Source organism: Porifericola rhodea (genome assembly GCF_030506305.1).
Classification (GTDB): domain Bacteria; phylum Bacteroidota; class Bacteroidia; order Cytophagales; family Cyclobacteriaceae; genus Catalinimonas; species Catalinimonas rhodea.
This window is the reverse complement of sequence record NZ_CP119421.1, coordinates 5,067,366-5,081,636: the sequence shown is the minus strand read 5'-3', so window position 1 is coordinate 5,081,636 and position 14,271 is coordinate 5,067,366. Positions and strand designations below refer to the sequence as shown.

The window sequence follows — 14,271 nt, the reverse complement described above, 5'->3', positions numbered from 1 at the left end:
GATTAAAATGCATAGACTACAGCAAACAGTAACTGAGAAGCGCTTTTTGTAGGCATCATATCTTCTTTAAAGAAGATTTCCTCTTCACCGCTGTCAAACCTTAGCTCAGGAATAAAAGTCAATGGTCCGGCTGTTAAGTTTCCAGAGATCGTAAACGCATTTACAGTTGAACCTTCTACACTGGCACCGCTTTCATCGTCATAATCTTTAGAGCTGAATGATTCTCCTCTGAAGCCTAGCGCAAAATTGTCGGTAAGCGCGTACTGAGCATACAGAGCGGCACCAGAAAAACCACCACCATCGTTAGGCGCAGAATAGTCGGCTGCGTTCAACCCTAAATAAAAATCGTCAGTAATCTGATAACCTGTAGTAATGTCAAATTCAGATCCAGAAGGAAAACCAGTGATCATATTAAGGTAAACATCCCAGCCATCTACAGGTACCACATACAATTGTGCGCCAAAATCTGACATGCCATTGCCGTCGCTATACAGGTTCCAGTCGTTAAACAGTCCGACCATTAAAGAAACTCTGTCCGAGAAGCTGTAATCCAGTTTGACCCCGGCATTCTGGAAAGGGCCATTGGTAAAAAGGTATGAAGTAGAATAGTTAAAGTTACCCGTAGGGGAGATAACCTCGTAACCTACAAAGGTGCCCATATAACCGGCAGTAATAGAAAGCTCGGGCGTAAGAGCATAAGATACATAAAGATTCTGGATGTGTGGCTCTAATACACCAGAGCTACTTCCCGGTCCTGCAGAAGAAGCATTACGTGGACCAAAGGCAATTTCTCCTACAAAACTGGCTTTACCCAACTCCTGAGACATTACCAGGTCTATCATTCCTATAGACAATGAGTTTTGCTGGTCAGCAAAGCTGGTGCCTATGTTAGAGGTGCCACTTTCTGACTCGTAGCCAGAAAAATCATATTTGTAATAAGTGTCAACCGAACCCGATATTTTTAGTGGGTTCTTCTCTCCGTCTTGCGCATATAGGGCTGTGTTTGCTAATAATAATGCGAGGAATAGGAGTTTGGTTTTGATTTTCATTGTAAAATATTTGATTGATTAGTAATTAAGTAAAAGGAAGGGGGAGCCGGAGTTTTGAAGCTCCGGCATTGGTTTGAGATAAGGCCTGATTCTATTCGTAAATGATCGTGTATCCGCGGATACCGTGCTCGTGGCTGTCCAAACCTTCTTTTTCGTGTTCGGCAGATACGCGCAGTCCCATAGCTTTGTTCAGTACATAGAAGATGATAAGTGCACTAGAGAAAGCAGCAGCACCACAGGCAAGTACACTTACCAACTGAATGATAAACTGATCCATGCTGGCCATTGAGCCGAAGATGCCTACAGCTAGTGTACCGAAGATACCGCAGGTAAGGTGTACAGATACCGCACCTACACAGTCGTCCAGTTTTAGTTTGTCAAGTAGAATGACAGAAAGAACAACTAGTCCTCCGGATATAAGGCCGATAATCATAGCTTCGTATGGGCTCATGAGGTCAGCACCAGCAGTAATACCTACCAAACCAGCCAGCACTCCGTTAAGTACCATGCCCAGGTCTAACCTTTTGAAAGTAAAGTAAGCCATTACATAACCACCTACTGCACCGCAGGCCGCAGCCAGAGAGGTAGTTACCAAAACTTTAGATACTGATTCAGGATCGGCAGAAAGTACAGAGCCACCGTTAAATCCAAACCAGCCAAACCATAATAAGAATACACCAATTGTAGCTAAGGGCACGCTTGAGCCTGGGAAGTCATTCACTTTTCCGTTCATGTATTTTCCAATTCTTGGACCGAGAATGATGATACCAGCCAATGCTCCCCAGCCACCTACAGAATGGACTAGTGTAGAACCTGCAAAGTCGTAGAATCCATATGTGCTAAGAAAGCCGCCACCCCATTGCCAGCTACCGATGATAGGGTATACAATACCAACAAAAATGATGGTAAAGATCAGATAACCGTTGATTTTTATTCTTTCTGCTACCGCACCAGATACGATTGTTGCTGCAGTTGCTGCAAACATCCCCTGAAATAGGAAGTCCGTCCAGTAGGTATAGCCTCCATCGGCATAAGTGAGAGAATCGTAGTCTGCCCCGGGTCCCAGATTGAAGCCGGCGAAGTTGACGATAAAACCTTCACCACCAGGATACATCAGGTTGAAGCCTATCAATGCGTAAGTGATAAGGCCAATGGCTGGGGTAAGGGTGTTTTTGAAAAGGATATTAACTGTATTTTTGGCCTGCGTAAAACCTGCTTCCACTCCCGCGAAACCCAGGTGCATAATAAAAACCAAAAACGTAGCTACCATCATCCATACGTTGTTGGTAGTAAGTATGTTTTGAGAGAGTTGTGCTCCCAAATCGGCAGTTTCTTGTGCTTCTGCCATAGAAGAAAGAAGTAAACAAAAGTTTTCCATAGTAGATAGTAAGGTGAGTTGTAATAATGCAAAATTTTGTTTTGCTGATATGAAGTAAGCAGATTTTTAATTGTTACGCAAATAGTATACGTAATAATTTATGGTTTCATATCATAATTTACGTATAAAATTACGTATAAATGATGGTGTATATTATAAAATTTTGATTTGTAATAAGTTAATGAAATGTGTATTGAAAAAGTTGTCTCTTTTTCTATAGTTTATTGAAGATATTGTAAAAATTATTTTACGCAGAAAAAATATTCTAGATAAACTGAAAAATCAGAATAAAATTCTAAAAAGTAGGATATTGCATACTGCTTAGCAGGCTAGGTGCCAACCTTCTTCTATAGCTTTCTTAATCATGTCTTTGGATTTGTGTACTCCCATCTTTTTCATGATTTTAAAGCGGTGGGTTTCTATAGTTCTAATGCTGTTGTTGTAGCGCTTAGCTATCTGGTGATTACTTTGTCCTTGTAGGATCAGGTCTAGTATGCTTTTCTCTTTATTGGTAAGAAGCTGGTATTTAGGCATGCTGGTAAGGTGCCTGCTTTGCTCAAGATATTGTTCTACCAATGCACCGGAAACGCTACCGCTAAAGTATCTGTTTCCCCGGCTAACAGTTCTGATGGCAGTAAGTAATTCGTCTCGTGAAGCACTTTTTAATAGGTAACCCGATGCTCCGGCTTTAGCAGAGCGTAATACGTAGTCTTCCTGTGCGTACATTGAAAGTACCAGCGCACGAGTAGAAAGTTGCTGTTTGTTAATTTCATGCAAAGTTTCTAACCCATCCAGGCGGGGCATTCTAATATCCAGTAAAACAATATCGGGCTGAAGGATGGTAATTTTTGTAATGGCTTCGCGACCATTTTCAGCTTCTCCTATCACATTAATGTCTGATTCATTTTCCAGTAGTAACTTGAGTCCGTCTCTTACTACATTATGATCATCCACTAATAGTAGTCTTACCATATACGAGTACTGGTTTCTTTTTGAGTGTTAATAAATCTGACTATTCTTTGAATTTTGAATAGTTACTTTGTGTAAATTCTGTATATGTCAGGTAAATTAATGTCAAAATTCTGATAAATTATAATTTATCAGAATAAATATGTTGTTAATTATTATTAATAGGTGGTTATGTTCTGTTGTTTTTTATTAGTTAGGATTACTTCCAGCATGGCCTAAACTATTCATTATCAAAAACTTCGGGCTGAGGTGGCGAAGCAAATAGAAAAGTAGGTATCTGTGCATTTATGCTATTTTCCGGTATATATTTTTGCGTCAGGAAAAAAAGACAGACTCGCAAAAGCAAAATGATTTGTATGAGGAATCATATTTAGTTGCTCTCCTTTCATGGAGCCCGCAATACATTTGCCAGCAATGGTCCATCTGGAGTGCGTTCCGTCATCTATAAAAAAGTCGCCTTTTTTAACAAATTTTAGCTTTTTTCCATTTAGGCGTGCATCAAACACAGTAGCCATACCAATGTCTTTGGAGTGAGCAATCTCTTGATGGTCTACTACCGAAAGTGCTCCCTTACGGTAAAAGATAAGTACTTCTAAGCCCTCATGATTATCTTGAATGACGCCTTCATGAGCAAAGAGCTTGAAAGGGTATATTTTATAGCTATATCGCCCTTTAATTTCTACTACTCTCTCCATAGGTTTAAGCCTTTGATCTATTTTATCATGCGCAAAAAACATAGCATATGGGAGAGCATTTTCGTTATCGTATTGCTCATAATAGTTTTTTCCGTATTGCTTTTGTGCTCTTAAGTCGCCATTCATCTTTGAAAGTATTTTACCATTAGGGTAGCCCTCAAAAAATGCTTCTACTGAAATTATCATTGAAGGTATGACATTTAGGGAAGCATCTGTTAGTTCTCCTACCAGAGCTTCTCCTGTAAGCTGCTGCCACCATGATTCAGTTTTTCGGTCGTACATAATCATATCACTATTTCTGAGCATGCCGGAGACTTCAAATTCTAACACTAAGCTTTTGCCGTTTATCTGTACAGCTCTGTGGTAGACAATTCCAGAATTACAAAGTGGGCAATAGGTAAGTAGTATGGCTTCTCCGTTGAGCGTATCATTAGAAATCTCGTGTACTGTTAGTATGCTCAGTGGGTAGGCTTTGGCATGGCCCTTAATTGCTACGGCAATTACCGGCTCTTCCGCCAAAAACATGTTTTCGGCTTCAGTCTTGCTTAGAAATCTGGGGTAGTCAATCTTAGGGAAAGCACCTTTGGGTACGGCTACCTTTAGCTCTTCTAATTCAATATTTTTTTTCGTGGTATCTGTTTGCCAGCGGTAGGGAATGTTTCTGGGGTTAGTAAGTTGTGCCATACAGACCGATACTGTCACTAGAGCGATAACTAATGGCCATAGTGAACGATAAAAAAAAACAGGCATGGAAAGAGTTTTTACCAAGCCGGACATTATGTAGGTGCCTGCGTGCTATGTAAGTGGCTCTCTTCTTCAGCAAATGCTTTAAATTGTTCTAAATACTTTTGAGTTTGCTTTTTAAAAGCTCCGGGCATCAACCATCCAAAAATTTTCATAAATCCGCTAAATTTAAACTCATTGTAGGTATGATATAAAGTTTTGCCAGGCGAGAGTTCTTTAAACATACTGCTTTGCAAGTTGTGTACCGAGGAGGTTTCATAAGTCACAGTATATTTGTCAGGTAAGTGGTTTTCTATAATTGTCTCCACCATGTTCATTTCTCTTTTACCAGTCTTAAACTTGAGTCTGGAATGAGCGCCCGGCATTCCCTGCTCACCTTTAATCGTTTCATAAAGTGTTAAACCTTTTTGCCATCTGGGGTAGTATTCAGGATTGCTAAATAACTTTACCAACTGCTGACGGGGCAAGTCAATTTCTATCTGGTTTTCGTACTTCATAGGTCTTAAGGTATGGTGTGCAATGAATATACACATTATTCAGAGTAATAGCATGGGTTAAGTGCTTACTTTGAGCCAGCCCCCATCTACATAATAGCTGCCGCCAACGCAGTAGCTAGAAAGGGGAGAGCACATAAATACAAAGAAGTTTGCCAACTCCTGTGTAGTCGCAAATCTGCCTATAGGCGTATTTTCCTGTGCTATTTTATTAAGAAACTCCTCTGGTTGTATTCCCTGCTTTTGGCTTTCTTCTTTTGCTGCCTGTTCCCAGGCTTCAGTAAGTATGAGACCGGGGTTAATGGCATTTACACGTATGTTGTCCTTAATTACTTCATGGGCCAGGCACTTACTAAACATACTCAGCGCAGCTTTGGTCGTATTGTATATAGGTTCATAGCCAATGGGCTGGCGAGCACAAATTGAAGAATTATTAATGATGATACCCCCACCATTTTCCTTCATGGAAGGAATCAGGGCCCGGCTTAAGCGAATTGCGGCCATTACATGCAGATCCCAGTAGTAGTACCATTTTTCGTCTGGGGCATCAGCTATTTTTTCGTTAGTACCTGCTCCTGCATTATTAATTAATATGTCTATGGTATCAAACTTTTGAAGGGAAAATGCTACAAGTTTATCCACCTCTTCAGCCTGAGTAACATCAGCTACAAAAGAAAACAACTTTACATTATATTGCTCAAGGTGCTGCTCAGCTTTTTTTAATTGCTGAGCATCTCTAGCACAAAGCAGCAAATGAACACCTTCTTTTGCCAGTGCTTCGGCAACGGCAAGGCCAATTCCTTTACTACCTCCGGTAATAAGTGCTACTTTATCCTGAAGTTGTAAATCCATATTCGGTATGATTTTGATCGGTTAGCTAGAATTAGCAGCAAGCTAAGCAAGTTCATTCAAAAAATAGGAGTAGATCATGATTATGCTTGAGAATAGTAGCCCCTGCCTGTAAAATTTAAACAAGCATTAAAAAATTAACCTCATATTAACCTGATTTGAAAACAAAATTGCTTCCTTTGTTATAGGTATATAGTACTATACCAAAATCAAGTACAAAACGTACTAACTTTTCTTTTGCTTAAACTCAACTTTTTTAAACAAGCAATAGCAGTAATTCTGCATAAACAAGTCTATAATGGTTTTACAAATTGTATTCCTGGTCTTTGCTTCCATTCCAATTATTGCTACTCTGGCTTCACTACTACGTTTTGATCAATGGTGGATAAGAGTCTTTGATTTTCCTAGGGTGCAGATCGTTTTTTTGGCAGTAGTAGCATTGCTAGGTTTAGCACTCACCTTCGCATATGATGCTTACTGGCATGTAGGAGCCATCATTTTATTATCATTTTGCCTGCTTTATCAGGGAATAAGAATTTTTCCATATACCCCATTAGCTTCCAAACAGGTGATCCGCTTTAAAGGAAAAAATTCTGATGACAGCTGTTCAATCATGGTAAGTAATGTGCTGACAACCAATCGTAAGTATCATAAACTGCTAAAGGTAGTAAAGCAGATGAAGCCTGATATATTACTTACTTTGGAAACAGACAAAAAATGGGAGGAGGCACTCAGCGAGTTGGAAGAGGAGTATCCTTATACCGTTAAAATTCCTTTAGATAATCTCTACGGTATGCATCTTTACTCTAAATTAGAGCTAATAGATGCGGAAGTAAGACATTTGGTAGAGGAGGAGATTCCTTCTATACGAACCTGGATGAAGTTACCATCTGGCAAAAAGGTGAGATTGTACTGTCTGCACCCTACGCCACCTAGTCCTACTGAAAGGGATACTTCTACCAATCGCGATGCCGAATTACTGCTCGTGGGTAAAGAGATAGAGGGGCAAGACCAGACAGCTATTGTAATCGGTGACCTAAATGACGTGGCCTGGTCACGTACTACTAAGCTTTTTCAGAAGATCAGTGGTTTAATGGACCCCAGAATTGGGCGAGGCTTTTTTAATACTTTCCATGCTTCTATTCCTGTATTACGCTGGCCCCTTGACCATGTTTTTCATTCTGATGATTTTACCTTAGTTAAAATTCAGCGATTGCCACACATCGGTTCTGATCATTTTCCAATCTACACTGAGCTGCACTACGAACCACGTGCCGAAGGTTTGCAGGAAGAACTGGAGGCCGAAAAGGATGAAGAAGAGTGGGCAGAAGAAAAAATAGAAAAAGCGGAGCCTATTAATAAGGTTTCAGCTACCAGTTATAGTTCTTAGCACCCACTCTATGCTTTAGGAGTAGTTGGCTTTCAGGTATTGTGGTAGTTGGTAGATATTCTCCAGTACATCATATTGTACATGAGAGAGATTGTGGTCTGCCACCTGCTCCAGTACCCATGTGGTATGGAAGGGTATGTGTATCGCCCTGCCTCCCAGTTCGCAAATAGGAAGAACATCGGACTTTAGAGAATTACCTACCATCAACATATCTTTAATATCTATGCCATTTCTTAGCATAAGCTGCCGATAGCTAGATTTATCTTTTTCACTAATAATTTCTATATGCTCAAAAAAATCGGCAATACCAGAGCGGGCAATCTTACTTTCCTGGTCAAAGAGGTCTCCTTTAGTAATAATCATGAGCTCATAATCTTCTGAGAGAATACGTAGTGTATCTTCTACCCGATCCATGAGCTTTACCGGATGCGCTATCATTTCTTTGCCCAGGTCTATAATTTGCTGAATCTCAGCGGCACTTATCTTATGTTCAGAGAGCTCAATAGCAGTCTCTATCATTGACAGCATAAAGCCTTTAATGCCATAGCCAAAATGCCTGAGATTGCGCCTCTCTACCTCATATAATTTATCTTCTATATATTTTGGCTGTATATGCGTAGAAAGCAGTGCTTTACATTTTTCCTGCGTGTTCGTAAATATAGTTTCGTTTACCCAAAGGGTGTCATCCGCATCAAAGGCAATAATTTTTGGCTTGTTCATGGTCTCGTTTATTCAGAAGGTAAATATATAGCTTAAGGACTGTAATTGTAAACTTGCTTACTGCTTGGGTTTCTACTGTCGATTCCTTCGTATTGTCTTGGGCTAGCCCACTCTTTTATTTATTTTGCCAAATAACCTAACCAACTATTTAATGAAAAATATTTTTTTGATGCTTTGCGGCATCATCCTGCTTTCCTCAGAACTATGTGCACAAGAGCGTTTTATAGATGATGTTTTTAAAGAAGTAGATGAGTCTACACACACTTATTTTGAAAAAGAAAATGAGACACTTCAGCTAGATGTATATCAACCTCAGGGAGACAATGAAGAGGCGCGCCCGCTTTTATTGTACGTTCACGGAGGAGGTTTCTCCGGAGGAAGAAGAGATACTGATGGTATCAAAAAGTTTTGCCGCAGAATGGCTGCCAAAGGCTATGTAGTGGCAAGTATGAGCTATACGCTGGTAATGAAAGGACAGTCTTTCAGTTGTGAGCAGCCAGCACCTAACAAAATAGAAACTTTTAAGCTTACCGGTCAGGACATTAATCGTGCGACACATTTTATGCTCAAGGAAAAAGACAAATTTAAGATAGCGTCTGACAAAGTTGTGTTATTAGGAAGCAGCGCCGGAGCAGAAGCCATACTACATGCTGGCTATTGGTCAGATACCCGTAAAGATGAGTCTGGACAAATTATTTCTGATGATTTTAGCTATGCCGGACTAATAAGTATGGCCGGAGCTCTGGTTTCTCTGGACTGGATCAGTAAGGAAAGTGCTATTCCTACGCAGCTTTTTCATGGCACCTGCGATAATCTGGTGCCCTATGGTGTAGCTCCTCATCACTATTGCCAGGTGAGCGACCCGGGATATCTTCCTCTTTATGGTGGCAACGCAATTGCTGAGCGTTTGAAAGTACTGGGCAAGCCTTACTATCTGGTGACAGCCTGCCAGGGCAAGCATGAATGGGCGGGCAAACCATTACATAATAATACTTCTGAAATGACGGATTTCTTGTATCATGACGTACTGAGCGATAAGCAGCGTCAGCTACATGTTTATTTTGACACAGGGCAGGATGCGTGTCCTGATAATTATCCGGAATTTAACTTTTGCGCAGACTGATACTGTAGGGAGTTGAAGCTAGGACTGCTTTAACTCCATATGCAAAATGGGGTAGGGCTTACCTGTACCATCTTTTTCTGAACGATTGACAGTAACGAAGCCCATCTTTTTGTAAAAGCCTACTGCCTGCTCGTTCTGCTCATTTACATCTACAAAACGTGTATTTAATTGCTGAATAGCGTGTTTGATAAGCATTTTTCCAGCTCCTTTACCTCTATGATCAGGATGTACAAATAGCATTTCAATACTATCTTCAGAGGTGCCCAAGAATCCCACAATCCTATTTTTATCGTCCAAAGCCTTCCATAAATCAACAGCTTCCAGATACTCGTTGAGAATCAGAGGTTTAAAGTATAGGATGTCTTCTTCTTTTAGAAAATGGTGCGTAGCTCTAACCGAAGCCTCCCAAACTTCCACAATTTCTGTAAAGTCGTGCAGGCTGGCTATCTGTAGCTGATACGTGTACTTTTCTTCAATGCTATTCATATCTTAAGCTCAATACTGGGTTAATACTGGCGGTTTTCAAAGAATGAAAACTCATAGTTGCAAATGCAATGATAAGGGCTGCTATGCTGGCAAGCACAAAAAGCAGGGCATTTATATTTACTCGATAGGCAAAATCCTGCAACCATTGATCTATGAGTAGGTACGCAATAGGAGCAGCAATTACTGAAGCAACTATGATTAATACCATCACATCTTTAAACAGTAAGTAGACAATATGGGGAACAGAAGCTCCTAAAACTTTGCGTACGCCTATTTCTTTGGTGCGCTGCTCCGCAGTAAATGCTGATAAGCCAAGTATACCTAGCAGAGATATAAAGAGACATATTCCAGATAAGATAGAGATCAATGCACTCTTCCTTTCGTCAGCACGATACAGCTCATCAAAGCTTTCGTCCAGAAACCTGTATTCCAAAGGGTGGTTTGGATCGTAGGCTGACCACCTGCTTTTAATAAAATTCATAGTTTCGGCTATGTTTTCACCTTTGAGACGTGCATAAAAAACGCCACTGGGCTGGCTCAATGGAATAATAATGGTAGGTTCAATAGCATTGTGAAGAGAACTTACGTTAAAGTCCTGAACTATACCTACAACATTACCCAGGTTTTCTCCGTGAAAAAACTTTAATCTGCCTTGCAGGGCATCTTCCAGACGAGCTCCTTCCTGCTCAGGTTTGTACCAGCCTAACTCTTTAGCTGCAGCTTCATTAATCATAAAGGATTGTCCATCCAGATCTCCGGCAAAACCAACATTAAAATTTCTACCTGCCAGTAGGGGAATGTTCATGGTTTCAAGATAATTTTCTCCGACAAAGAAGGTACGGAATGCCTGTGTAGTAAGCTGGCTATCAACTTCTACATTAAAAACCTGATTACCAACATTTACACCGGGCACACTATAAGAAACAGTAGTGTTAATAATACCGGTATGTTGTTCCATCTCATTTTTGATGTACGGCAACTGCTTCTGTACGAGGGTATCTTGTATAGATATAAGAAGTAGGTGCTCACGGTTAAAACCTAAATCCTGGTTACGTACATAGCTGATCTGATCGTGCATAAGCAGGGTACAGATAACTACTGCTATAGAGATAGTAAACTGAAAAACTACCAATGACTTGCGAAGGGCAATGCCGGCTGTACTGGCTTTATATGCACCCTTAAGTGATTGCGTAGCAGACAAGGAAGGCAGATAAAAGGCAGGGTAGAGGCCGGAGACTATTCCCATAAATAGTGTAAGCACTAAGGTGCCTCCTAACAAAAGAGGGTTCTCTAAAAGGTTAAGACTAAGCTGTTTTTCTATCAGATCATTAAAGGGAGTCGCGTACAGCACTATCATTACTATGCCTAAAGCAAGAAAGAGCGCTAATATGGAAAGCAGCATAGACTCACCTAGAAAAGAGAGAATAAGTGCATTTCTGCTAGAACCCATTACTTTACGTATACCAATTTCTTTTACTCTTTGTGCCGAGCGCGCTGTTGCCATATTCATATAATTGATACAGGCCAGCAGCAGAATGAATAAGCCAATGCCCCCAAAAGCATAGACATAAGCGATATTACCCTGAGGATGGTCAAAATCCTGTACGGAATGGAAATGGACATCTGCTAAAGGCTCCAGATAATACCAGAGCTCACTCTCTACCTGATCGCCAAACGGTTGGATATACTTAGTATGAAAAGGTGGAAGCTTGGCAAAAAATTCTTCAGGAGTATAGCCTTCAGGAAAAAGCAGGTAAGTGGCAGCATCTGGGTTCCAGATTACCTCAGAATTAAATTCGCCGTCTCTCATGGCCCATTGTCTCTCTCCTATATGAGAGGCCAGTGCATTAAATTTAAAGTGAGAGTTATCCGCTAAATCTTCAATTACTCCGGTTACTGTGTAGCTCTCTTTAGATTCATGCAAGAGTAGATTTTTACCTAAAGCTTCTGCCTCCCCGAAGTATTTACGGGCCAGCGATTTGGTGAGTACGAGACTATTTTTTTCTTTAAGTGCTGTTTTTGGGTTGCCTTCAATAAATGGGTGAGTGAATACTTCAAAAACACTGGAATCAGCGTGGTACCACTTTTCTTCGTTAAACATCTTCTCATTGTCTCCCGCGGCAAGGTTTACCAAGGTGCGACCCATACGGACAAACCTGGCATAGGCTAGAATTTCAGGATACTCTTCAGCCAGCATAGGAGCTACTTCGCGAGCAGCATCAGCCGTATGAAACTCTACTCCCGGCCCTTTTACATTAGTTACCAACCTATAAATCTGTTGATGTTTAGTGTGATGCTGATCGTAGGTAAGATCATTCTGAAGGTAAAGCAGAATAATAATGCTTACTGCAATACCCAGCGCCAAGCCTATGACATTAAGCGCAGAGTAAAATTTATCTTTTAAGAAAGTTCGGGTAGCAAATTTTAGATAGGTGCGGAACATGGCAATTGAGGTTAATGTGGAGTAGGGGGATATCGCTTCATTCCCGACGCACTATTTGAATATACAGAAAATTATTGATGCTTTATTTAGTGTGACAAATATTATATTCTTCCCTAACCTGATAAAAATGTCTGGTTTCTTTATTCAAAAAAGCCACCCTAAGTCATTAAGGTGGCTTTACTTATCTATGCAGTTAAATAATTAGCGCTATTTGAGAGGGTCATGTCCCCAGTTCATCAGGCTATATCTCCACTTGCTGTCTTCTACATCATTTTTGGGTTTTTGTGAAAGGTGCCTGTTAATGTAGCCTACCACTTTCTGCATATGTTCGTACTGATCGTCGCTCAAGTCTTCTTTGTTGGTACGTTTTATCTTAACGATTTTTTTGCCAGATTTATGGCCTACTGCTTCGCCATCACCACTGTCGTTTCCTACAGACTTAGACGCATCTGTTTCCAACCAGTCTTCCAACTCAGCAGGAGCCATATTTACACCATCATAAAAGTCCTGGTATACTTCTTCTTTCTTGTCGTCTTTCATAACTTTTATGCCTCCTTTACTTCACTAGCCAATTTAAGTACATGATCTCCACCTTCCTGTTCAATATACAAAGCAGGGTCATCTTTGGAGCCGTTTCTGGTTACTTCTGCTCCTTTTATCTTTCGGGTGGTTTTTTCTTCAAATACACTCTGCACTTTCCCTTGTGCCCAATTATCTCCCCACTTCCATTTTACTTTAGAGCCTTCTTTCATTGTTTTGTGTTTAAGTTGATACACTAGTAGAACCTGAGAGCTAAGGCAAAGTTTTTTGCTCAAGTGTAACTTTTTCTGGTATCTATCAGGCTTGTATCTGTGAGCTCTGGGCATGCTAAACGGCCCAGATCAGCAAGTGTACATTTTAATGAGCCAACTACAGATTTTTGTACTAAAAAAAGCATAAGCACATGCACACTCAATGGGCTTGATCAAAAGCTTTGAAGTTTTAGTTAGCAAAAACTAATAGCGTTGATAGTTGGGGGTTAAACTACTTTGAAAGTTATGTCATTTACCTATAGTTTAAAAAGTAGCCATGTGCAGGGTGACAAAAGGGCTATAAGGTAGTACAACACACTTCTTGGCTATAAACTTAAAGAAAAACATAAATGAGGCTAAGGGAGAGCTGTTAAATAAATAAGAATTATCTGTATAGAAGTTAATACTAATTTAATCGTCTGACTGAATATTCATTTAAATTAAATTTTTCTTTTGTAGTAAACTTCTTCCACATCGGTGAGTATGAAAGAAAAGTACAATCAGTTGAGTGACGAGCAAATGCTCCACATGATCAAGGCTGGAGATGAAGAGGCTTTGGAAGCGCTTTTTGAAAAGTACTATGATACGCTGGTGGAAGTTTCTCTCTATTTTCTTAAAAATGTTCAGCTTGCAGAAGAGGCTGTGGCCGATGTGTTTGTAAAGCTGTGGGCTAATCGGCAAACATTGACTATCCGCCAAAAACTTAAGTCTTATTTTCTGGTAGCTGTAAAAAACCAGTCGCTTAACCTTTTGCAGAAAGAGGAGCGACACAGAAGCTATGAGGATTATACCCAGGCTTATCCGGTGGAAGAAGGCGTAGAGAAATCGTTGTACTACGAAGACCTTTTTCATAAAGTAGATGAACTCATCTCTCAGATGCCCCCTAAACGTCAGCTCATCTTCAGGCTCAACCGACTGGATGGCCTCCCCTACAAAGAGATAGCAGAGCTGCTCAATATATCAGTGGAAACGGTTCAAAAGCATATGACCCTGGCCGTTAAACACATGAATGGATATAAAGCACACCTTAGCTCCTTAGTGCATTACCTATCGGCTACTACTACACTTTTACTTTCTCTACAGCTGTAAAAAAAAATAAAAAAAATCTGCTACAGACTACCAGATTGTTTCTTCTACTAC

Annotated in this window: 14 protein-coding genes; 3 read left to right on the top strand and 11 right to left on the bottom strand. The window is 40.4% G+C overall.

Features of this window, described 5'->3' with window-relative positions:
* Positions 1–2: 2 nt before the first annotated feature.
* The 6 genes from PZB74_RS21005 to PZB74_RS20980 all read right to left on the bottom strand — a co-directional run bounded on the left by PZB74_RS21005 (position 3) and on the right by PZB74_RS20980 (position 6,181).
* Positions 3–1,049 carry an outer membrane beta-barrel protein gene (locus PZB74_RS21005; protein ID WP_302239246.1) on the bottom strand — a complete coding sequence of 349 codons (1,047 nt, stop codon included), beginning with the start codon at positions 1,047–1,049 and terminating at the stop codon, positions 3–5.
* A gap of 91 nt (positions 1,050–1,140) precedes the next feature.
* Positions 1,141–2,397: an ammonium transporter gene (locus tag PZB74_RS21000; RefSeq protein ID WP_302239244.1), complete on the bottom strand. Its 1,257-nt coding sequence runs from the start codon at positions 2,395–2,397 to the stop codon at positions 1,141–1,143.
* 351 nt (positions 2,398–2,748) lie between these two features.
* Entirely contained in the window at positions 2,749–3,399 is a 651-nt protein-coding gene (locus PZB74_RS20995; RefSeq protein ID WP_302239243.1) for a response regulator transcription factor, read from the bottom strand.
* Between the two features lie 287 nt (positions 3,400–3,686).
* Positions 3,687–4,841 (bottom strand): DUF3179 domain-containing protein, encoded by a 1,155-nt coding sequence (locus PZB74_RS20990; RefSeq protein WP_302239242.1) that lies wholly within the window; start codon positions 4,839–4,841, stop codon positions 3,687–3,689.
* A gap of 26 nt (positions 4,842–4,867) precedes the next feature.
* On the bottom strand, positions 4,868–5,332 hold the full coding sequence (locus PZB74_RS20985; RefSeq protein ID WP_302239240.1) for an SRPBCC family protein: 465 nt from the start codon (positions 5,330–5,332) through the stop codon (positions 4,868–4,870).
* Between the two features lie 57 nt (positions 5,333–5,389).
* Positions 5,390–6,181, bottom strand: coding sequence for an SDR family NAD(P)-dependent oxidoreductase (locus tag PZB74_RS20980; RefSeq protein ID WP_302239239.1), 792 nt, complete (start codon positions 6,179–6,181; stop codon positions 5,390–5,392).
* A 295-nt stretch (positions 6,182–6,476) separates the two neighbouring features.
* Between PZB74_RS20980 and PZB74_RS20975 the strand changes: the two genes are divergently transcribed.
* Complete coding sequence (locus PZB74_RS20975) at positions 6,477–7,568, top strand: endonuclease/exonuclease/phosphatase family protein (protein WP_302239237.1); 1,092 nt, start codon at positions 6,477–6,479, stop codon at positions 7,566–7,568.
* 15 nt (positions 7,569–7,583) lie between these two features.
* On the opposite strand, the gene PZB74_RS20970 is transcribed toward PZB74_RS20975, so the two are convergent.
* A complete protein-coding gene (locus tag PZB74_RS20970) occupies positions 7,584–8,288 on the bottom strand; it encodes an HAD family hydrolase (RefSeq protein WP_302239235.1) in 705 nt (234 codons plus the stop codon).
* A gap of 151 nt (positions 8,289–8,439) precedes the next feature.
* Between PZB74_RS20970 and PZB74_RS20965 the strand changes: the two genes are divergently transcribed.
* Positions 8,440–9,411: an alpha/beta hydrolase fold domain-containing protein gene (locus PZB74_RS20965; RefSeq protein WP_302239233.1), complete on the top strand. Its 972-nt coding sequence runs from the start codon at positions 8,440–8,442 to the stop codon at positions 9,409–9,411.
* Positions 9,412–9,429: 18 nt separating this feature from the next.
* Here PZB74_RS20965 and PZB74_RS20960 read toward each other — a convergent pair whose 3' ends face one another.
* The 4 genes from PZB74_RS20960 to PZB74_RS20945 all read right to left on the bottom strand — a co-directional run bounded on the left by PZB74_RS20960 (position 9,430) and on the right by PZB74_RS20945 (position 13,092).
* Positions 9,430–9,897, bottom strand: coding sequence for an acetyltransferase (locus tag PZB74_RS20960; RefSeq protein ID WP_302239232.1), 468 nt, complete (start codon positions 9,895–9,897; stop codon positions 9,430–9,432).
* Complete coding sequence (locus PZB74_RS20955; protein ID WP_302239230.1) at positions 9,890–12,340, bottom strand: ABC transporter permease; 2,451 nt, start codon at positions 12,338–12,340, stop codon at positions 9,890–9,892. The genes PZB74_RS20960 and PZB74_RS20955 overlap by 8 nt, the downstream gene beginning before the upstream one ends.
* Before the next feature lie 207 nt (positions 12,341–12,547).
* Positions 12,548–12,880, bottom strand: coding sequence for a DUF3140 domain-containing protein (locus PZB74_RS20950; protein ID WP_302239228.1), 333 nt, complete (start codon positions 12,878–12,880; stop codon positions 12,548–12,550).
* Positions 12,881–12,885: 5 nt separating this feature from the next.
* Entirely contained in the window at positions 12,886–13,092 is a 207-nt protein-coding gene (locus PZB74_RS20945; protein ID WP_302239226.1) for a hypervirulence associated TUDOR domain-containing protein, read from the bottom strand.
* 522 nt (positions 13,093–13,614) lie between these two features.
* On the opposite strand from PZB74_RS20945, the gene PZB74_RS20940 reads away from it, so the two are divergent.
* Positions 13,615–14,220: an RNA polymerase sigma-70 factor gene (locus PZB74_RS20940; protein WP_302239224.1), complete on the top strand. Its 606-nt coding sequence runs from the start codon at positions 13,615–13,617 to the stop codon at positions 14,218–14,220.
* Positions 14,221–14,271: the final 51 nt, after the last annotated feature.

Excerpts from the sequence above, each read along its gene's own strand:
- PZB74_RS20980 (WP_302239239.1), bottom strand. The coding sequence starts at position 6,181 with ATGGATTTACAACTTCAGGATAAAGTAGCACTTATTACCGGAGGTAGT.
- PZB74_RS20950 (WP_302239228.1), bottom strand. The coding sequence starts at position 12,880 with ATGAAAGACGACAAGAAAGAAGAAGTATACCAGGACTTTTATGATGGT.
- PZB74_RS21005 (WP_302239246.1), bottom strand. The coding sequence starts at position 1,049 with ATGAAAATCAAAACCAAACTCCTATTCCTCGCATTATTATTAGCAAAC.
- PZB74_RS20985 (WP_302239240.1), bottom strand. The coding sequence starts at position 5,332 with ATGAAGTACGAAAACCAGATAGAAATTGACTTGCCCCGTCAGCAGTTG.
- PZB74_RS20970 (WP_302239235.1), bottom strand. The coding sequence starts at position 8,288 with ATGAACAAGCCAAAAATTATTGCCTTTGATGCGGATGACACCCTTTGG.
- PZB74_RS20965 (WP_302239233.1), top strand. The coding sequence starts at position 8,440 with ATGAAAAATATTTTTTTGATGCTTTGCGGCATCATCCTGCTTTCCTCA.
- PZB74_RS20955 (WP_302239230.1), bottom strand. The coding sequence starts at position 12,340 with ATGTTCCGCACCTATCTAAAATTTGCTACCCGAACTTTCTTAAAAGAT.
- PZB74_RS20990 (WP_302239242.1), bottom strand. The coding sequence starts at position 4,841 with ATGCCTGTTTTTTTTTATCGTTCACTATGGCCATTAGTTATCGCTCTA.
- PZB74_RS20945 (WP_302239226.1), bottom strand. The coding sequence starts at position 13,092 with ATGAAAGAAGGCTCTAAAGTAAAATGGAAGTGGGGAGATAATTGGGCA.
- PZB74_RS21000 (WP_302239244.1), bottom strand. The coding sequence starts at position 2,397 with ATGGCAGAAGCACAAGAAACTGCCGATTTGGGAGCACAACTCTCTCAA.
- PZB74_RS20975 (WP_302239237.1), top strand. The coding sequence starts at position 6,477 with ATGGTTTTACAAATTGTATTCCTGGTCTTTGCTTCCATTCCAATTATT.
- PZB74_RS20940 (WP_302239224.1), top strand. The coding sequence starts at position 13,615 with ATGAAAGAAAAGTACAATCAGTTGAGTGACGAGCAAATGCTCCACATG.
- PZB74_RS20995 (WP_302239243.1), bottom strand. The coding sequence starts at position 3,399 with ATGGTAAGACTACTATTAGTGGATGATCATAATGTAGTAAGAGACGGA.
- PZB74_RS20960 (WP_302239232.1), bottom strand. The coding sequence starts at position 9,897 with ATGAATAGCATTGAAGAAAAGTACACGTATCAGCTACAGATAGCCAGC.